Source organism: Mesorhizobium sp. M0954 (genome assembly GCF_040319155.1).
Taxonomy (GTDB): domain Bacteria; phylum Pseudomonadota; class Alphaproteobacteria; order Rhizobiales; family Rhizobiaceae; genus Mesorhizobium.
In genome coordinates this window covers 54,987-75,389 of record NZ_JAMYNR010000019.1, presented here as the reverse complement: position 1 = coordinate 75,389, position 20,403 = coordinate 54,987, and the positions used below count along the sequence as shown (strand labels likewise).

Annotated in this window: 13 protein-coding genes; 11 read left to right on the top strand and 2 right to left on the bottom strand. The window is 61.8% G+C overall.

All coding sequences use genetic code 11. The annotated features are described in order from the left end of the window. Positions 1-35 precede the first annotated feature (35 nt). The 10 genes from NKH93_RS23615 to bglA all read left to right on the top strand — a co-directional run bounded on the left by NKH93_RS23615 (position 36) and on the right by bglA (position 16,045). Positions 36-1,052 (top strand): sugar ABC transporter substrate-binding protein, encoded by a 1,017-nt coding sequence (locus NKH93_RS23615; RefSeq protein ID WP_352449223.1) that lies wholly within the window; start codon positions 36-38, stop codon positions 1,050-1,052. Between the two features lie 89 nt (positions 1,053-1,141). Beyond that, complete coding sequence (locus NKH93_RS23610; RefSeq protein WP_352449101.1) at positions 1,142-2,224, top strand: ABC transporter permease; 1,083 nt, start codon at positions 1,142-1,144, stop codon at positions 2,222-2,224. Further along, positions 2,221-3,009: an ATP-binding cassette domain-containing protein gene (locus NKH93_RS23605; protein ID WP_352490791.1), complete on the top strand. Its 789-nt coding sequence runs from the start codon at positions 2,221-2,223 to the stop codon at positions 3,007-3,009. Before NKH93_RS23610 ends, NKH93_RS23605 begins: the two co-directional genes overlap by 4 nt. A gap of 174 nt (positions 3,010-3,183) precedes the next feature. Further along, positions 3,184-5,652: a glycogen/starch/alpha-glucan phosphorylase gene (locus tag NKH93_RS23600; RefSeq protein ID WP_352490792.1), complete on the top strand. Its 2,469-nt coding sequence runs from the start codon at positions 3,184-3,186 to the stop codon at positions 5,650-5,652. Between the two features lie 146 nt (positions 5,653-5,798). Further along, a complete protein-coding gene (glgB, locus tag NKH93_RS23595; protein ID WP_352972287.1) occupies positions 5,799-8,012 on the top strand; it encodes a 1,4-alpha-glucan branching protein GlgB in 2,214 nt (737 codons plus the stop codon). 35 nt (positions 8,013-8,047) lie between these two features. After that, entirely contained in the window at positions 8,048-9,313 is a 1,266-nt protein-coding gene (gene glgC / locus NKH93_RS23590; RefSeq protein ID WP_352490794.1) for a glucose-1-phosphate adenylyltransferase, read from the top strand. Between the two features lie 3 nt (positions 9,314-9,316). Beyond that, a complete protein-coding gene (glgA, locus tag NKH93_RS23585; RefSeq protein ID WP_352972285.1) occupies positions 9,317-10,762 on the top strand; it encodes a glycogen synthase GlgA in 1,446 nt (481 codons plus the stop codon). A gap of 3 nt (positions 10,763-10,765) precedes the next feature. After that, a complete protein-coding gene (locus NKH93_RS23580) occupies positions 10,766-12,394 on the top strand; it encodes an alpha-D-glucose phosphate-specific phosphoglucomutase (RefSeq protein ID WP_352490796.1) in 1,629 nt (542 codons plus the stop codon). Next, positions 12,394-14,427 carry a glycogen debranching protein GlgX gene (gene glgX, locus NKH93_RS23575; RefSeq protein ID WP_352972283.1) on the top strand — a complete coding sequence of 678 codons (2,034 nt, stop codon included), beginning with the start codon at positions 12,394-12,396 and terminating at the stop codon, positions 14,425-14,427. Before NKH93_RS23580 ends, glgX begins: the two co-directional genes overlap by 1 nt. Next, a complete protein-coding gene (bglA, locus tag NKH93_RS23570; protein ID WP_352972281.1) occupies positions 14,417-16,045 on the top strand; it encodes a beta-galactosidase BglA in 1,629 nt (542 codons plus the stop codon). The genes glgX and bglA overlap by 11 nt, the downstream gene beginning before the upstream one ends. A gap of 16 nt (positions 16,046-16,061) precedes the next feature. On the opposite strand, the gene NKH93_RS23565 is transcribed toward bglA, so the two are convergent. Then, positions 16,062-17,846, bottom strand: coding sequence for a pilus assembly protein TadG-related protein (locus NKH93_RS23565; RefSeq protein WP_352770566.1), 1,785 nt, complete (start codon positions 17,844-17,846; stop codon positions 16,062-16,064). A gap of 1 nt (position 17,847) precedes the next feature. Next, entirely contained in the window at positions 17,848-18,327 is a 480-nt protein-coding gene (locus tag NKH93_RS23560) for a TadE family protein (protein ID WP_084641571.1), read from the bottom strand. Positions 18,328-18,708: 381 nt separating this feature from the next. On the opposite strand from NKH93_RS23560, the gene NKH93_RS23555 reads away from it, so the two are divergent. After that, entirely contained in the window at positions 18,709-20,301 is a 1,593-nt protein-coding gene (locus tag NKH93_RS23555; RefSeq protein WP_352771877.1) for a peptide ABC transporter substrate-binding protein, read from the top strand. The last annotated feature ends 102 nt before the right edge of the window (positions 20,302-20,403 follow it).

Genomic DNA, 20,403 nt, shown 5'->3' with positions numbered 1-20,403 from the left:
TCCATGGGAGGAAAATCGTGACCACGTCAAAACTGTTGAAATCCACCGTGTTTGCCGCGGCCGGACTGAGCCTGATGGCCTTTGCGTCGACGGCATCGGCCGCCGGGGTCGGCGCCTGCTTGATCACCAAGACCGACACCAATCCCTTCTTCGTCAAGATGAAGGAAGGTGCCGCCGCGAAAGCCAAGGAAATTGGTGTCGATCTGAAGGCCTACGCCGGCAAGGCGGAAGGTGACAATGAGGGCCAGGTTGCGGCGATCGAATCCTGCATCGCCGACGGCGCCAAGGGCATTTTGATCACCGCCACCGACACTGCGGCCATCGTGCCGGCGGTGAAGAAGGCGCGTGATGCAGGGGTGCTGGTGATCGCTCTGGACACCCAGCTAGAGCCTGCCGACGCCGCGGATGCGACGTTTGCGACCGACAATTTCAAGGCCGGCGAGCTTATCGGCTCCTGGGCAAAGGCCACCTTGGGCGACAAGGCCAAGGACGCGCACATCGCCTACATGGATCTTATCGCCAGCCAGCCCTCCGTCGACGTGCAGCGTGATCAGGGCTTCATGAAGGGCTTCGGCATCGACCTCGGCGATCCCAACAAGATCGGCGACGAAACCGACGCACGCAATGTCTGTCACGATCTGTCGAGCGGCAATGAGGATGGCGGGCACACTGCCATGGAGAATTGCCTGCAGAAGGATCCGGATATCAACGTCGTCTACACCATCAACGAACCTGCGGCCGCGGGCGCCTACCAGGCGCTGAAGGCCGTCGGCAAGGAGAAGGACGTCCTGATTGTCTCGGTCGATGGCGGCTGCCCGGGTGTCAAGAACGTTGCCGAGGGCGTGATCGGCGCCACTTCACAGCAATATCCACTGCTCATGGCCTCGCTCGGCATCGAGGCGATCAAGACCTTTGCCGACAGCGGCAAGAAGCCTGAGCCGTCGCCCGGTCTGAACTTCTACAACACCGGCGTGACGCTGATCACCGACAAGCCTGCCGCCGGCATCGAATCCATTGACACGAAGCAAGGCCTCAGCAAGTGCTGGGGTTGATTTGATCCCCTGATCGGCTCAACTTCAAAAGAACAATAGAGAATGTGGAGCGGTTTCGGCCGCTCCACATCACAGGCGGGGAGGCCGACTTGAGCGTCGAAACAACCAGGAGCAAGGGACCGCAGGAATTCGAGACGGTCCTGGCCACTAGTGACACCAGCGTCGCTTCATTCGAGACGCATTCCCGCTCGACGCTCGAGAGCATCCAGCACCGCTTGCACAAAAGCCCTGCCATGGTGCCCCTGATCATCCTGATCATCTCGGTGGGTCTGTTCGCAGTGGTCGTCGGCGGACGCTTCTTTTCTCCTTTCACCCTCACCCTGATCCTCCAGCAGGTGGCGATAACCGGCATGGTTGGCATCGCGCAGACACTGGTGGTGCTCACCGCCGGCATCGACCTGTCCGTCGGTGCCATCATGGTGCTGAGCTCGGTCGTCATGGGCCAGTTTGCCATGCATTACGGTGTTCCAGCGCCGGTGGCCGTTGCCGTCGGGCTGCTTGTCGGCGCGATTTGCGGCTTGATCAACGGCATTCTCATCGCTTGGGTGAAACTGCCGCCATTCATCGTGACGCTCGGCACCTGGTCGATCTACGCTGCCATCAACTTCATCTATTCCGGTAACGAGACCATCCGCAGCCAGGATCTCGAGACGACGGCGCCGCTGCTGCAGTTTTTCGGCGGATCGTTCAGGATCGGGGGCGCCGTCTTCACCTATGGCGTGCTGTTGGTGCTGATCATGGCGGCAATTGCCTGGTACGTGCTCAATCACACCGCGTGGGGCCGGCACGTCTATGCGGTGGGCGACGACCCGGAGGCCGCGGAACTGTCGGGAGTGCGCGTCAGCCGGATGCTGGTCGCGGTCTACACGCTGACTGGTATCATTTGCGCCATCGCCGGCTGGGCCCTGATCGGACGCATCGGATCGGTCTCGCCACAGGCCGGGCAGTTCGAGAACATCAATTCGATTACCGCCGTGGTGATCGGCGGCACTTCGCTGTTCGGCGGCCGCGGCTCCATCCTCGGGACCATCTTCGGTGCGCTGATCGTCGGCGTGTTCGCGCTCGGCCTCAGGCTTTGGGGGACAGATCCGCAATGGACGCAATTGTCCGTCGGCGCCCTTATCATCATCGCTGTTGGTATCGACCAGTGGATCAGGAAGATCTCGGCATGAACCAGACTCACGAACCGATCCTTACCGCGCGCAGCCTGGTCAAGCGCTACGGCCGCGTCACCGCTCTCGACAGCGCAGACTTCGACCTCTATCCGGGCGAAATCCTTGCTGTCATTGGCGACAACGGCGCCGGCAAGTCATCGCTTATCAAAGCCATTTCCGGAGCGGTCACCCCCGACGAAGGTGAGATACGGCTTGAAGGCAAGCCTATCGCCTTCAAATCACCGATGGAGGCGCGCGAGGCCGGCATCGAGACCGTCTATCAGAACCTGGCTCTGTCGCCGGCGCTGTCCATCGCCGACAACATGTTCCTCGGCCGCGAGATCCGCAAGCCGGGCTTTCTTGGCAACTGGCTACGCATGCTCGACCGTCCGGCGATGGAAAAGCGCGCCCGCGACAAGCTCACCGAACTTGGCCTGATGACGATCCAGAACATCAGCCAGGCGGTGGAAACGCTTTCGGGCGGCCAGCGCCAAGGCGTGGCGGTGGCCCGCGCCGCCGCCTTCGGCTCGAAGATGGTCATCATGGATGAGCCGACGGCCGCGCTCGGCGTCAAGGAGAGCCGCCGCGTGCTCGAACTGATCCTCGACGTTAAACGGCGTGGCCTGCCGATCGTGCTGATTTCACACAACATGCCGCATGTTTTCGAGGTGGCGGACCGCATCCACATTCACCGGCTCGGCCGTCGCCTCTGCGTCATCGATCCGAAGCAGTATACGATGTCCGACGCGGTCGCCTTCATGACCGGCGCCAAGGTGCCGCCGGAAGCGGCGCTGGCGGCCTGAGCAAGAACTTGAGGCCCATCGCGGAGGTCCCAAACGCGCTGTTTCCAAATGCCAAATTGCCGCAGGGCAACCCGGCTTGCGATCACCTGAATCGATTGAACATCCGGTGGGATGTACTAGCATTGGCAGAGATGGTGAAAGCCGCATGATCCTGGCAACGTCACGAGAGGCAGCATGACGCGCGCGATGACAACCGAAGCTCCTCTGCCCACGCTCAAAAACCCGGATCCCAAGACGCTCGCCGAGGAAGTCTTGCAAGCCCTCAAATACAGGGTCGGCAAGGGCACCAACGTTGCAACCCAGTACGATTGGCTCACCGCCTCGATCAAGGTTGTACGCGACCGCATCGTCGATCACTGGATGCAGGCGACCCAAGAGGCCTACGCCCAGCAGGAAAAGCGCGTCTACTACCTGTCACTGGAATTCCTCATCGGCCGCCTGATGCGCGACGCCTTCTCCAATCTCGGCCTGATGGACAATATGCGCGAGGCGCTGTCGTCGCTTGGCGTCGACCTCGACATCATTGCAGCGCTCGAACCGGACGCTGCCCTTGGCAATGGCGGTCTTGGCCGGCTCGCCGCCTGCTTCATGGAAAGCATGGCGACCGTCAATATCCCCACGCATGGCTACGGCATCCGCTACGCCAACGGCATGTTTCGGCAGGAGATCCATGACGGCTGGCAGGTGGAGCTGCCCGAGACGTGGCTCGATCACGGCAATCCCTGGGAGTTCGAGCGCCGCGAACGCTCCTTCGAGGTCGGCTTCGGCGGCTCGGTGGAATCGGTCACGTCGAAGGACGGCAGGCTCGAGCGCCACGTCTGGAAGCCGACGGAACATGTTCTGGCCGTCGCTTACGATACGCCAGTGGTTGGCTGGCGGGCCAACCGCGTCAACACGCTGCGTCTGTGGTCCGGCATGCCGGTCGACCCGATCCTGCTCGACAAGTTCAATGCCGGCGATCACATCGGTGCGCTCGCCGAAAGCAACAAGGCCGATGCGTTGTCGCGCGTCCTTTACCCGGCCGATTCCCACAAGGCCGGCCAGGAGTTGCGGCTCAGGCAGGAGTATTTCTTCTCCACCGCCTCGCTGCAGGACATCGTCCAGCGTCATCTCAGCCAGTATGGCGACCTGCAATCGCTGCCCGACAAGGCGGCGATCCATCTTAACGACACCCATCCGGCCATCGCCGTCCCCGAGTTGATGCGCCTGTTGATGGATGTCCATGGCATGGATTTCGACCAGGCCTGGAGCATCACCAAGCGCACTTTCGGCTACACCAACCACACGCTCCTTCCCGAAGCGCTGGAAAGCTGGCCCGTGCCGCTGTTCGAGCGGCTGTTGCCGCGCCACATGCAGATCGTCTACGCCATCAACGCCGAGGTGCTGCTCGAGGCGCGCGCCTCCGACCAGTTCTCGGACGAGCAGATCAGCCGCATCTCGCTGATCCAGGAAAATGGCGATCGGCGCGTGCGTATGGGCAATCTGGCCTTTGTCGGCTCGCACTCGATCAACGGCGTGTCGGCACTGCATACGGAATTGATGAAGGAGACGGTGTTTGCCGACCTCCACAGGCTCTACCCGGATCGCATCAACAACAAGACCAACGGGATCACACCACGGCGCTGGCTGATACAGTGTAATCCCGGCCTCACTGCACTCACCCGAGAGGCGATTGGCGACGGCTTCCTCGACGACATCGACGAGATAAAGCGGCTTGATCCTTTCGCTGAGGACGCAGCCTTCCGCGACAAGTTCGCCGCCGTCAAACGGGCGAACAAGATGAGGCTTGCCAAGCTCGTTGCCGACCGGCTCGGCATCAAGGTCGACCCATCGGCGCTGTTCGACATCCAGGTCAAGCGCATCCACGAATACAAGCGCCAGCTCTTGAACATTCTCGAAGCGGTCGCGCTTTACGACCAGATCCGCTCGCATCCGGAGCGCGACTGGATGCCTCGCGTCAAATTCTTCGGCGGCAAGGCGGCGCCCAGCTATCACAACGCCAAGCTGATCATCAAACTTGCCAATGACGTCGCCCGGGTCATCAACCGCGACCCGGCGGTGCGCGGCTTGCTGAAAGTGGTATTCGTGCCGAACTACAATGTCAGCCTGGCCGAGATCATGATGCCGGCCGCCGATCTTTCGGAGCAGATATCGACCGCCGGCATGGAAGCGTCCGGCACCGGCAACATGAAGTTCGCGCTGAACGGCGCGCTGACCATCGGCACGCTCGACGGCGCCAATGTCGAGATCAAGGAATGCGTGGGCGACGACAATATCTTCATCTTCGGCCTGACCACCGATGAGGTCGCCGAGCGACGCAACAATGGTTACGATCCTCGCGCTGTGATCGAGGGATCGCCTGAATTGGCGCAGGCGCTGGCCGCGGTTTCATCCGGAGTCTTTTCACCTGACGATCCGGACCGTTATCGCGACCTGATCAACGGTCTTTACCAGAGCGACTGGTTCATGGTCGCCGCGGATTTCGATGCCTACGCCGCCACCCAGCGCGACGTCGATGCCGTCTGGCGCAACAGCCCGGACTGGTACGCCAGAGCCATCCGCAATGTCGCGCGCGTCGGCTGGTTCTCGTCCGACCGCACGATCCGCCAATATGCGAAAGACATCTGGCACGTGCCCGCCTGATGTGATTGCATGAGACTACGAACAATGTGGCCCTAGTGGAGTGATTTGACCCTCGCATCCCTTGGAGGGTAAGGCGGCATGGCGAATGTCGAATTCAAAACTCCACTAGAAACATACACTTGGTGCCCGGGGAGGGTCACTGCCTGATGAGCAAGCCGCGCGCGACCGTTGCGACAAACGGGCCGGACGGACTGGCGCCAGCCGGCGATGTCGCGGCGATTGTCGCCGGCACGCACGGCGATCCGTTTGCCGTGCTTGGCGTGCATGAGGCGGGAAAGGGCTTTGTCGCCCGCTGCTTCGTCCCTCATGCCGAGTTCGTCACCGCCTATACGCTGACCGGCAAGAATGCCGGCGAACTGTCGAGACGCGACGACCGCGGTTTCTTCGAAGGCAAACTGTCGCTGCGCAAACGCCAGCCGCTGCGCTATCACGCCAGGAATTCCGGCGGTGACTGGTGGCTGACCGACCCATATTCCTTCGGTCCCGTGCTCGGCCCGCTGGACGATTATTACATCGCCGAAGGGTCGCATCTCAGGCTGTTCGACAAGCTTGGCGCCCATCTCATCGACCATGAAGGTGCATCGGGTGTGCATTTTGCGGTGTGGGCGCCCAATGCAAGGCGCGTCTCGGTGGTCGGCGACTTCAACGAGTGGGACGGCCGCAGGCATACCATGCGCGTCCGCCGCGATACCGGCATCTGGGAGCTGTTCATTCCCGACATCGGCGCTGGCCGCCCGTATAAGTATGAAATCATCGGGCCGGATGGCGTGAGATTGCCGCTCAAAGCCGATCCGTTCGCCTTCAAGTCCGAACTGCGCCCGGCCACCGCCTCGGTGACGGCGCTGCCGCCGGCGCACGAATGGGGCGACGAGGCGCACCGGAACTACTGGCGCAATGCCGACCAGAGGCGCGAAGCCGTATCGATCTACGAGGTCCATGCCGGGTCATGGCGGCTTCACGACGACGGCAGCTTCCTGTCGTGGGACGAGCTCGCCGACAGGCTGATCCCTTACGTGGTCGAGACCGGCTTTACCCACATCGAATTCATGCCGATCGCCGAACACCCTTATGACCCGTCCTGGGGCTACCAGACGACGGGTCTTTATGCGCCGACTGCCCGCTTTGGCGATCCGGACGGTTTTGCCCGCTTCGTCGACGGCGCCCACCGCGCAGGCATCGGCGTCATCCTCGACTGGGTGCCGGCGCATTTCCCGGTTGACGAACACGGTCTGGCAAAGTTCGACGGTACCGCGCTCTACGAACATGCCGATCCGCGCAAGGGCTTCCATCCCGACTGGAGCACCGCGATCTACAATTTTGGGCGCCGCGAAGTGATTTCGTTCCTGGTCAACAATGCGCTGTTCTGGGCCGAGAAATATCACGTCGACGGACTGCGCGTCGATGCGGTCGCCTCGATGCTTTATCTCGATTATTCGCGCAAGGCCGGTGAATGGATTCCCAACGAGAAGGGCGGGCGGGAGAACCTCGAAGCGGTCAGCTTCCTGCAGCGTATGAACAAGGAGGTCTACGGCCACCATCCAGGTGTGATGACCATCGCCGAGGAATCGACCTCGTGGCCGAAAGTCTCGCAGCCGGTGCATGAAGGCGGACTGGGCTTCGGTTTCAAATGGAACATGGGCTTCATGCATGACACTTTGGAGTATTTCTCCAAGGAGCCGATCTTCCGCAAGCATCACCACAACGACATCACCTTCGGCCTGGTCTACGCTTTCAGCGAGAATTTCGTGCTGCCGCTGTCCCATGATGAGGTGGTGCACGGCAAGGGCACGCTGCTCAACAAGATGGCCGGCGACGACTGGCAGAAATTCGCGACGCTGCGCGCCTATTACGCCTTCATGTGGGGTTATCCCGGCAAGAAGCTGTTGTTCATGGGCCAGGAGTTCGCACAGCGCCGCGAGTGGAGCGAGGCGCGCGCGCTCGACTGGAACCTGCTCGATTTCCGGCTCCACCGCGGCGTCTGGCAGACGGTGCGCGATCTCAACTATCTCTACCGCTCGCGCCCCGCGCTGCATGCCCGCGACTGCGAGCCGGAGGGCTTTTCCTGGCTGATCGTCGACGACAGCGCGAACTCGGTATTTGCCTGGCTGCGCAGCGCGCCGGGCGGCAACCCGGTCGCCGTCATTTCCAACTTCACGCCGGTGCCGCGCGACAATTACCGCGTGCCGTTGCCGCAGGCCGGAAAATGGCGCGAGATCATCAACACCGATGCCACGGATTATGGCGGTTCCGGCAAGGGCAATAGCGGCGTCGTCGAGGCTCGGGCGGAAGGAGGAGGCATTTCGGCGACGATGCTTTTGCCGCCGCTGTCGACGATCATGCTCGAATTCGTCCCGGACTGAGCTATGTCTGGAGCATCTAACCTGGGAGGATAGGAATGGCTGAAATAAAACGAACACAGCCGCTGGCACGCGACGCCATGGCTTATGTGCTGGCAGGCGGCCGTGGTAGCCGGCTCAAGGAACTGACCGACCGCCGCGCCAAGCCGGCGGTCTATTTTGGCGGCAAGACCCGCATCATCGATTTCGCGCTCTCCAATGCGCTCAATTCCGGTATCCGCCGCCTCGGCGTCGCCACCCAGTACAAGGCGCATTCGCTGATCCGCCATCTGCAGCGCGGCTGGAACTTCCTGCGGCCCGAGCGCAACGAGAGTTTCGACATCCTGCCTGCCAGCCAGCGTGTATCGGAAACGCAATGGTATGAGGGCACCGCCGACGCCGTTTACCAGAACATCGACATCATCGAGGCCTACGGGCCGGAATACATGGTCATCCTGGCCGGCGACCACATCTACAAGATGGACTACGAAATGATGCTGCGCCAGCATGTCGAGGCCGGCGCCGACGTCACCGTCGGCTGCCTCGAAGTGCCGCGCATGGAAGCCACCGGCTTCGGCGTCATGCATGTCGATCCCAAGGACACCATCATCTCCTTCATCGAAAAGCCCGCCGATCCGCCGGGAATTCCCGACAAACCGGATTTCGCGCTGGCCTCGATGGGCATCTATGTGTTCAAGACCAAATTCCTGATGGAGCAATTGCGTCGCGATGCGGCGGAGCCCGGCTCGAGCCGGGACTTCGGCAAGGACATCATCCCCTACATCGTCGAGCACGGAAAGGCGATCGCCCATCGTTTTGCCAAATCCTGCGTGCGCTCGACCGCCGAGAACGAGGCCTATTGGCGCGACGTCGGCACGGTCGACGCCTATTGGGAGGCCAATATCGACCTGACCGACATCACGCCGGAACTCGACCTTTACGACCGCGATTGGCCGATCTGGACCTATGCCGAGTTGAAGCCGCCGGCAAAATTCGTGCATGACGAGGATGGCCGCCGCGGGTCGGCCGTGTCGTCTCTCGTGTCGGGCGATTGCATCGTTTCGGGCGCTTCGCTGAAGCGAAGCCTGATCTTCACCGGCGCGCGCATCAATTCCTATTCGACGCTGGAGGAGGTCGTCATGCTGCCGGACGTCCATGTCGGCCGCAACGCCAGGCTGAAGCGCGTGGTCATCGATCACGGCGTCAGGATCCCGGAGGGTCTGGTGGTCGGCGAGGATCCCGTCCTCGACGCCAAGCGTTTCCGCGTTTCGGAAAAAGGCATCTGCCTGGTCACGCAGGACATGATCAACAGGCTGGGATCGTAGTGCATGCAGGTTCTGTCGGTGGCGCCCGAGATCTTTCCGCTGGTCAAGACCGGAGGGCTCGCCGACGTAACCGGCGCCTTGCCCATGGCATTGGCCGGCAAGGGCGTCACCATGCGCACGCTCGTCCCCGGCTACCCGCAGGTGATGGGCGCCTTCAGGAGAAAGAAGCCGGTTCAGCAATATCCATTGCTGCAGGGCGGCAAGGCTTCGGTGCATGCCGCCCAGATCGCCGGGCTCGACCTGTTCGTGCTCGACGCGCCGCATCTTTTCGACCGTCCCGGCGGCCCATACGGCAACGCGACAGGCGCCGACTGGCCGGACAATTGGCGCCGGTTCGCGGCCTTGAGCCAGGTAGGCGGTGATATTGCCGGCGGCGCGATCTCGGGCTACCTGCCCGATATCGTCCATGCCCATGACTGGCAGTCGGCAATGACGCTTGCCTACATGCGCTACGGCAAGGCGGTCGGCACGCCGTCGATGATCACCGTGCACAACCTAGCCTTCCAAGGCCAGTTCGGCGCCGGCATCTTTGGCGAGCTTGGCCTGCCGGCGGCGGCGATGGCGCTCGACGGCGTCGAATATTACGGCGGCGTCGGCTTCCTCAAGGCCGGCCTGCAGGCGGCGTGGGCGATCACCACGGTCAGCCCGACCTATGCGCAGGAAATCCGCTTGCCCGAATTCGGCATGGGCCTCGACGGCCTGATCAACATGCGCTCCGTCGATCTCCATGGCATCGTCAACGGCATCGATACCGAGATCTGGAACCCGGAAACCGACAAGCATCTGGTCTCCAACTACACCGCAAAGACGCTCAAGGCGCGAATGCCCAACAAGGCCGCGGTCGAGGACCGTTTCAGCCTCGATCGCGATGACAGTCCGATCGTCTGCGTCGTCAGCCGGCTGACCTGGCAAAAGGGCATGGACATACTGGCTGCGGCCATCGACGGCATCGTCGCGGCAGGTGCACGGCTGGCGATCCTCGGCTCCGGCGACGCTGGGCTGGAAGGCGCGTTGCTTGCCGCCGCAGCCCGCCATCGCGGCCGCATCGGCGTCGTCGTCGGCTATGACGAGGGACTCTCCCACACCATGCAGGGCGGCTGCGACGCAATCATTATCCCATCGCGCTTCGAACCTTGCGGGCTGACACAGCTTTACGGCCTGCGCTATGGCTGCGTGCCGGTCGTCGCGCGCACCGGCGGCCTTGCCGACACGATCATCGATGCCAACGAAGCCGCCATTTCTGCCGGCGTGGCGACCGGTTTCCAGTTTGCGCCCGCCAATGCCGGCGCCTTGCTGCACGCCGTCCGCCGCCTTGTCGAGGCGCATGCCAATCCCACAGTGTGGACGTCGATGCAGCGGCAAGGCATGAAGGCCGACGTTTCGTGGGACAAAAGCGCCGAAAAATATATCCAACTCTATCGCTTGCTGCTTTCGAAAAGGGCTGCCTGACTGATGATCCGCACCGTCGCCACCAAACCCTATCCCGACCAGAAGCCCGGCACCTCCGGGCTGCGTAAAAAGGTCCCGGTGTTCCAGCAGGAGCACTATGCCGAGAACTTCATCCAGTCGATCTTCGACGCGCTGGACGGGTTCGAGGGCAAAACCCTGGTGATCGGCGGCGACGGCCGCTTCTATAACCGCGAGGTCATCCAGAAGGCCATCGCCATGGCCGCGGCAAACGGCTTCGGCAAGGTGATGGTCGGGCAGGGCGGCATCTTGTCGACGCCGGCCGCTTCGCATGTCATCCGCAAATACAAGACCTTTGGCGGCATCATCCTGTCGGCCAGCCACAATCCGGGTGGCCCGCATGAGGATTTCGGCATCAAGTACAATGCCGGCAATGGCGGCCCGGCGCCGGAAAAGCTGACCGACGCGATCTTCGAAAAAACCAAGGCGATTTCAAGCTTCAAGATCGCCGATATCGGGCAGGTCGACATCGACACGATCGGCACGGTCAAGACGGGGGACATGACCGTCGAAATCATCGATCCTGTCGCCGACTATGCCGAACTGATGGAAAGCCTGTTCGATTTCGACGCATTGCGGGCGCTGTTCAGGTCGGGCTTCCGCATGCGCTTCGACGCCATGCATGCGGTGACCGGCCCCTACGCCAAGGAGATCCTCGAAAACCGGCTCGGCGCGCCCAACGGCACCGCCCGCAATTTCATTCCGCTGCCGGATTTCGGCGGCCATCATCCCGATCCCAATCTGGTGCACGCAAAACACCTATACGACGAGATGATGGGGCCGGATGCGCCAGACTTTGGCGCCGCCTCGGATGGCGACGGCGACCGCAACCTGATTATCGGCAAGGGAATTTTCATCACCCCGTCGGATTCGGTGGCGATGCTCGCCGCCAACGCCCATCTGGCGCCGGGCTACAAGGCGGGGCTGAAAGGCATCGCCCGCTCGATGCCGACCAGCGGTGCTGCCGACCGGGTCGCCGAAAAGCTCGGCATCGGCATCTACGAGACGCCGACCGGCTGGAAATTTTTCGGCAATCTGCTCGATGCCGGCATGGCAACGATCTGTGGCGAGGAGAGTGCGGGGACCGGCTCCAACCATGTCCGCGAAAAGGACGGCCTGTGGGCTGTGCTTTTATGGCTCAACATCCTTGCCGTTCGCGGCGAAAGCGCCAAGCAGATCGTCACCCAGCATTGGACGGCCTATGGCCGTAACTATTATTCGCGCCACGACTACGAGGAGGTCGAGACCGATCGTGCCAACGCGCTTGTTGGCGAGTTGCGCGCCAAGCTCGGCTCGCTGCCTGGCACCCGCGTGCGCGGCATGACGATCGCCAGCGCTGATGATTTCGCCTATCACGATCCGGTCGACGGCTCGGTCAGCGAGAACCAGGGCATCAGGGTGCTGTTCGAAGGCGGCTCACGCGTCGTCTTCCGCCTGTCCGGCACCGGCACCTCGGGCGCGACGCTGCGGCTTTATGTCGAGCGCTACGAGCCGGACAAGAACCGCCACGATCTCGACACCCAGGAGGCGCTTGCCGATCTGATCGCGGCGGCCGACGACATTGCCGGGATTCGCAGCCATACCGGCCGCGCCAAGCCGAGCGTCATCACCTGATGTCGTCGGGACTATCCGCCGGCTATCGTCCGCGATTTGGCGGGCTTGCCGGGGAGGGTGGTATCCGCTTCGCCGCATGGTCCTCGTCGGCTCGGCGCATCTGGGTTTCGATTTTCGACGAACACGGCAACCGCGAAGTCGACCGGCTGGAACTCCAGTCGGAAGACGAGGGCGTCCATGCACTTTTTGTTGCCGGTCTCGCCGCCGGGACCCGATACGGGTTCCGCGCCGATGGCGACTACGCGCCGGAACACGGTCTCTGGTTCGATCCCGACAAGCTGCTGGCCGATCCCTATGCCGTCGAGATCGACAGGCCCTATGCCTATGACGGCCGGCTCGCCGCGCGCCGAGGCGAGGGGGCCGACACGGCGCCGCTGATGCCGAAAGCCATCGCCGGCGCCTTGCCGGAACCCTTGCCCGCCTTGCCGCCGCTGTTTCGGCCCGGCGGCCTTATCTACGAAGTGCCGGTACGCGCCTTCACAAAGCTGCATCCCGACATTCCCGAGAAGCAACGCGGCACCATTGCAGCGCTCGCTCACCCCCTCGTTGTCGAGCATCTGCAAAAACTCGGCGTGGCAGCCATTGAGTTGATGCCGGTGACTGCATCGATCGACGAACGGCATTTACCGCCGCTCGGTCTGCGCAACGCCTGGGGTTATAATCCCGTGACCTTCATAGCGCTCGATCCGCGACTGGCGCCCGGCGGTCTGGCCGAGTTGCGCGGAACGGTCGCCGCGCTGCGCGAGGCCGGCATCGGCACCATTCTCGACCTGGTGTTCAACCACACCGGCGAAAGCGACCGGCTCGGCCCGACATTGTCGCTGCGCGGGCTCGACAGCCGCGCCTATTATCGGCACGAGCCGGACGGCGCTCTGGTCAATGACACCGGAACCGGCAATACGCTCGCCTGCGAGCATCCGGTCGTCCGGGAAATGGTCCTCCACACGCTTCGCCACTTTGTCCAGCGCGCCGGTGTCGACGGATTCCGCTTCGACCTGGCGCCGATCCTCGGCCGCGTCGACGGCGTTTTCGACGCCGATGCGCCGCTGCTGAACGCCATTCGCAACGACCCTGTTCTTGGCGACCGGGTGCTGATCGCCGAGCCTTGGGATATCGGACCGGATGGCTATCAGCTCGGCAATTTTCCGCCGCCCTTCCTCGAATGGAACGACAAATACCGCGACGATATCCGCCGCTTCTGGCGCGGCGACGGCGGCATGATCGGTGCCCTGGCGACGCGGCTTGCCGGTTCGTCCGACGTCTTTGCCAAAGCAGGCCAGACAACGAGCCGCAGCATCAACTTCATCGCCGCGCATGACGGCATGACGCTGGCCGATATCGTCGCCTATGGGCACAAGCACAACGAGGCCAATGGCGAACTGAACCGCGATGGTCACGACGACAACCTGTCCTGGAACGATGGCGTCGAGGGCGAGACCAGCGACCAGTCAATCGTTACGGCCCGTTTCGATGACCAGCGCGCGCTGCTGGCGACGCTCTTTGCCTCGCGCGGCACGATCATGCTGACGGCCGGCGACGAGTTCGGCCGCACGCAGCGCGGCAACAACAACGCCTACGCGCAGGACAATGACATCACCTGGCTCGACTGGGCCGGGCGCGACCTGGCGCTCGAGCATCATACGGCTCTGCTCGCCAGGATGCGTCGCGCCGTGCCGGCGCTCTTGGACACAGCATTCCTGACCGGAGAACAGCCTGCGGGTTCGGAAATCCCAGACGTAGCCTGGCTGACGGAAACCGGCGTGCCGTTCGAAGAGGCAGCCTGGGACGATGCCAGGCGGCACCGGCTGGTCATGGTTCTCGGTAGCGGTGAGAACAGTCGCCTTGCCGTGATCATCAACGGCGACCGCCGGGCCTGCACGTTCACGCTGCCGGAACGGGCGGGTTTTCATTGGCGCCCAGCTATCGAACCGGATAGTAGCGATATCTCGCGGCCGGTGCCTGGGCGAACAGTCCTGTTCATGATCGAAAGCAGGACAGCGTGTGCGGGCGCAGGGGAGAGCCATGATGGCTGACAATGCCGAATGGTGGCGCGGCTGCGTCATCTACCAGATCTACCCGCGCTCCTTCCAGGACACGACAGGCGACGGCAGCGGCGATCTCAGCGGCATCACCTCGAGGCTGGCCCATGTCGCATCGCTCGGTGCCGACGCCGTTTGGCTGTCGCCTTTTTTCAAGTCGCCAATGGCCGATATGGGTTACGACGTTTCGGATTACTGCGCCGTCGATCCGATGTTCGGCACATTAGAGGATTTCGACGCACTGATTGCGGAGGCGCACCGGCTCGGCCTGAAGGTGATCATCGATCAGGTCTTGTCGCATTCGTCGGATCGGCACGAATGGTTCGTCGAAAGCCGCACGAGCCACGACAACCCCAAGGCCGACTGGTACGTCTGGGCCGATGCGAAGCCCGACGGCACCGCCCCCAACAACTGGCTGTCGCTTTTCGGCGGCCCGGCCTGGGAATGGGACGCAACGCGCAGGCAATATTACCTGCACAATTTCCTCGCCTCGCAGCCGGACCTGAATTTCCACAACCCACAGGTGCAGGACGCCTTGCTGGAAACGGTGCGGTTCTGGCTCGAGCGCGGCGTCGACGGTTTCCGGCTGGATACGGTCAACTATTACGTCCACGACCGCTGGCTGCGCAGCAACCCGCCTTTGGCGGAAAGCGTCGCCGGCACCAATACGGCAACCAGCCCCTATCTCTATCAGGAGCATCTGTTCGACAAGAGCCAGCCGGAAAACCTTGCTTTCCTAAGGCGCTTCCGGGCCTTGCTTGACGAATATGAAGGCCGCGCCGCTGTCGGCGAGATTGGCGACGAAACGCGTTCCTTGCAGACACTCGCCGCCTATACCGGCGGTGGCGACAAGCTCCAAATGTCCTACACGTTCGACTTGCTCGGCCCGCAATTCTCGGCGTCGCATGTGCGTGGCTGTGTCGAGGCCTTCGAGAGTAAGGTATTCGACGGCTGGGTTTGCTGGGCGTTCTCCAATCACGATGTCGTGCGCCATGTCAGTCGATGGAAAAGGCCGGGCGGCGATCCGGACAGGGTGGCGAAATTCTCGATCGTGCTGCTTTCCTGCCTGCGCGGATCGATCTGCCTCTACCAGGGCGAAGAACTCGGGCTGGAGGAGGCCGAACTGGCGTTCGAGGATTTGCGCGATCCTTTCGGCATCCGCTTCTGGCCGGGGATCAAGGGGCGGGATGGGTGCCGAACGCCGATGGTCTGGGAGGCTGGCGCCGACAATGCCGGCTTTTCGACGGGCAAGCCGTGGCTTCCGGTCCCGGCAAGCCATCGCGCCCAGGCGGTCGACGTCCAGGATGGCGAGCAAACCTCCGTCCTGGCGAGCTACCGTGCGATGCTGGCCTTGCGCAAGCAGCATCCGGTGCTGGTTCGAGGCTCGATCCGGTTCCTCGATGCCGAAGGCGACGTCCTTGCTTTCATTCGCGAAGGCGGTGACGAAAAGCTGCTCAGTGTCTTCAATTTCGCCGACGAGCCGGCCGGCTGGCAATTGCCACCGGATCTGGAAGCGATAGAGCCGATAGACCTTGGCGGTGCTGCCGGCGTCTTGCAGGAAAGAACGCTGTCGCTGCCGCCGCTGGGCTGCTTCCTCGGCCGGATTGGCTGAGCTCTATTTCATTATCTCATTGAACGAGCACGGAGCGCCCGCAAGTCGCGCCGACAACCCGCACATCGGCCTCGCCGACATGCACGCCGACAGCTGCAAGCACGTTATAGACCAGTTCGTCGACCGGCGCCGTCACGCCGTTCAGAACCGTTACCACCGCCGGCTTAACCGTTCCGAGCAGGGCCGTCACGTCCAGCCCGAGGCCCAGTGCATTGACCGAGAGCGAGAGGCCGCTGACCAGCGATGTCGTGAGTGATTGCGTCAGGTTTTTTGTGGCGACAGTTTTTATCGTCTTGTTGGCGATATCGGTGCTGTCGAACGTCAATGTGGTCGGATCGTTGTTGGTGATGGCAAGTGATGACGAACCCTTCACATCGAGCAGATTGAGGGTAAGCAGCAGAAGCTTCACGCTTACCTGGGCAATCGTGGCATCGGAGAACGATTGCGGATTGCTGAAATCGGCGAAGGCCGATGGGTTGTTGTCGGCGTCGCTGGTGGCAAGGTGCAGCGAGGCCACGCCAGGCTGCGCGGCGATCGAAACCTTGATGCTATCCGGCCGGCCCGTCGGGCAGCTGATGTCGGTTAGCTTGGCTTCCGCATAGGCGACTTCGACATGCAGAGGCAGGTTGACGGACAGCAGGCTGATGCCGCCGCCGAGATTGGAATTGCCGATGCCCACTGTGGTGACCAGCTTGATGCGCGTCTGCGCGGTGCGCACCACGGTGCCTTTTTCCCCGACGGCCAGCCAGGGTGAGTATTGCATCGGTTCACCGATGGCGATGGCGAGCGTGGTGGAGGTAAGTCCCGGAATAGTGGCGCCGAGATCGACCTGGACCTGGTTTGAGCCATTGGCCAGCGAGGCGGCGGCACCCAGCATGCCCATCGCGCTTGCGTCGACGGAAAAGCCGGGAGACTTTTGTCCGAGACCGAGCCTGCCGATCGAGCCAAGATCGATAAGATGACTGAGGGGTATCTTGACCGTGTTGGTGGCCCTCGACGCGATCGTCTGCAGCACAAGTTTGCTGGCGCTGCCCGATCCGGACGCATTGGCCATGGCGGTCGCGATCTGGCCTACCGTCGCTTTTGACGCCAGAACGTCGGAATAGCTGACACCTGTCAGTTGCAACTGTACGGCAAGGGCATCGACGAACGAAAGCACGTTTACATCGGCCGAGATCAGCGCGTTGTAGTCCATGACGCTGAGCGAAATGTTGGCGCCCAGCAACTTGCTGAGAAGCGCGTTGAGGATGCCGCCATTGACGCTGAGGAGCCTGGACCCGACCGAGAACATCGCTTGCGGGGTCACGCTGGCAATGGCTTCGGTGCCGACAACCGGAGTAGGGATGAGCGAACTGGCGAAATACCGGGCGGGGATTTTTCGCAGAGTGACGCGAACGGCGTTGTAAGGCGTTTTGCCGGCTTCGAAGCGCTTGTCGACACCAACGGAGGACGCCGCTGAGTATCGGCCGCCGGTGACCGACACGACGGTTTTGCCAACCGTGGGAACGATTGTCTGACCTGCCTTTTGAACAATGATGCCGGGCATTCGGTTGTCACTGAGCGTGGTTACCGCCGCGGCTTCCATATTGTTGATGTTCGACGCCGCGGTGATCGCCGCCAGATCGGTCATCGCCTGGGCTTCCCTGCGCTCCGTGTAGATCGAACCTTCGTCGACAGCGAAGGCAGCCAGCCCCAGCGCGAATGGCGCTGTCAGCGCCGTCATGACGGCAAAGTTCGCCTTCTTGTCGCCAACCATCGAGCGAGCGATCCGCCCGATGCTCCTCAGCAAGAACTGCGACATTTCAAATGCCTCCAATCCTGATGGTAGATCTGCGCGACATCGTGGTTTGCGGCATCGCAAGGCTTGGTAACAGGTTCCAGATCGGCAGGTTGCTGGCATCGTACTGGATCGACACGACGAACTGATTTCCGTCGGCCGTGCTGTCCGTCGCCTGATAGGTCAGCTTGCCGGAATCGACAAACGGGTATCCACTGGCATTGTTCTTGACGAAACTCGCCACCAGCGCCTGGCGCTCGGTTTGATTCAATCCGGCAATTGCGGTGCGGGCGGCATCGGCGGCGATTTGCTGCAAGGAGTTGCTTGCACCAAAATAGATACCATATGCAACCATTCCGAGCAAAAGAAGGATAAAGATTGGGGAAAGCAGGGCGAACTCGACCGCGGAAGTTCCGGACTCTTCTCCAATTTTGCGTAGATTCGTCCGTATGTGGCGCAATATTTTACGCTTCAATGCGACAGTATTACTGTCTATCTTGTTCATTGCCCTTGCCCGTTGGAACCCAAGGTCGATGTGCCGATTCCATCGAAATTTGTAACCCTTGGTTGCCTAAGAACCAATTAATACATTCCGGTAAACTGAAAAGATCGGTCAGATTATTTCCCAGATCGGCGTTCTGGCCAGGAAACCCAGTCAAACTCATGGTTTCGACCATTGATTGGCCGCCCGCAAAACGACTGCCCCGGCCCCCTTACTTTGGGTGACCCCGAGAGTCTGTTGAAATAAAAAATCTCCACGTTACTGTTTGGCCACCAGCTGCCGGAAAGGGAACCGGCTGCGCGCTCGAAAGGAACCAGCCAATCGGTTTCGGGGCGTCAACACTTAGAGACGTGGCCGAAGGGCGACGTCGTTAGGGAGAACTCCATGCTGAAACATGTGCTGAAGGCGACGGTACTCGCCACGACCATGGTCTTGGCCGCCGGTACGTTCTACACGCCGGCTTTCGCCGAGACCGTCTACAACCGCGGAGCCGCCGCCGAAGCGGAGACGCTCGATCCGCACAAGACCTCGACGGTCTACGAAGCCGATATCATACGCGACCTGTTCCAGGGCCTCGTCATGCATGACCAGAAGACGAATCTCATTCCGGGCGCCGCTGAAAGCTGGACGGTGTCCGACGACGGCACTGTCTACACCTTCAAGCTGCGCAAGGACGGCCTCTGGTCGGATGGCAGCCCGGTGACGGCGGACGACTTCGTTTATTCGTTCCGTCGGCTGGAAGATCCGGCCACCGCTGCGGAATACGCTTCCATGCTCTATCCAGTGAAGGGTGCCGAGGAAGTCAACACCAAGAAGGGCAAGCCGGAGGATATGGGCGTCAAGGCGATTGACGCAAATACCCTCGAAGTCACGCTCAAGGCGCCAACGCCTTACTTCCTGGAGATGCTGACCCATCAGGCGACCTATCCGGTTAACAAGGCGTCTATCGAAAAGCTTGGCGCCGACTGGATCAAGGCAGGCAAGCTGGTCTCGAACGGGGCCTTTACAGCGGCAGAGTGGATTCCCAACGACCATCTGAAGCTGGTCAAGAATCCGAAATTCTGGGACGCCGCCAGCGTCAAGTTGGACGTGGTCAACTACATCCCGACCGAGGATCGCTCGTCCGCGATGAAGCGCTTCGAGGCCGGCGAATTCGACAGTTACGGTGACCTGCCGACCGAACAGCTCGCCGATCTCAAGACCAAATTCGGCGACCAGGTCCGTGTCGGGCCATATCTCGGCATCTACTATTACGCGATCAAGACCGACAAGGCGCCTTGGGACAACGTCGAACTGCGCAACGCTATCTCGATGGCGATCGATCGCGACTTCCTCGCTGAAAAAGTCTGGCAGAATTCGATGCTGCCCGGCTATTCGATGGTCCCTCCGGGTATCCAGGGCTACACGCCGGCACTGGCCAAATACGCCGACATGCCGCAGATCGACCGCGAGGACGCTGCCAAGAAGATCCTCGAGAAACTCGGCTATACACCCGAGCATCCGTTGAAGATGCAGATCCGCTACAACACCTCGGAAAACCACAAGAACACCGCTGTCGCCATCCAGGAACAGTTGAAGCCGCTTGGCGTCGAGGTCACGCTGCTCAACACCGACACCAAGACCCACTACTCCTTCCTCGAGCAGAAGGGCGACTACGATGTGGCGCGTGCCGCCTGGATCGCCGATTACAAGGACCCGGAAACCTTCCTCGGCATATCTCGCAAGGCCAGCGGCAACAATTATTCGAGCTATAACAGCCCGAAATTCGAGGCGGCCATGGACAAGGCTGCCGCCGCCGGCGGCAAGCCCGACCAGCGCATGAAGGAACTCGCCGAGGCCGAGCGCATCCTCGTCGACGACGTCGGCGAGATCCCGCTTCTCTACTACAGCTACCACGACATCGTTTCCTCGAAGCTGCACGGCTTCGACGACAATGTGATGGACATCCATCCGTCCCGCTTCATCAGCAAGGACTGATACCTTAGCCAGGCCGCCGCGCGACTCAATGCGCGGCGGCGCCGGTTTGCCATCGCATCGGCCCGGGAACCGGATTCGATTTTCGACAATGTCGGTGCGAAG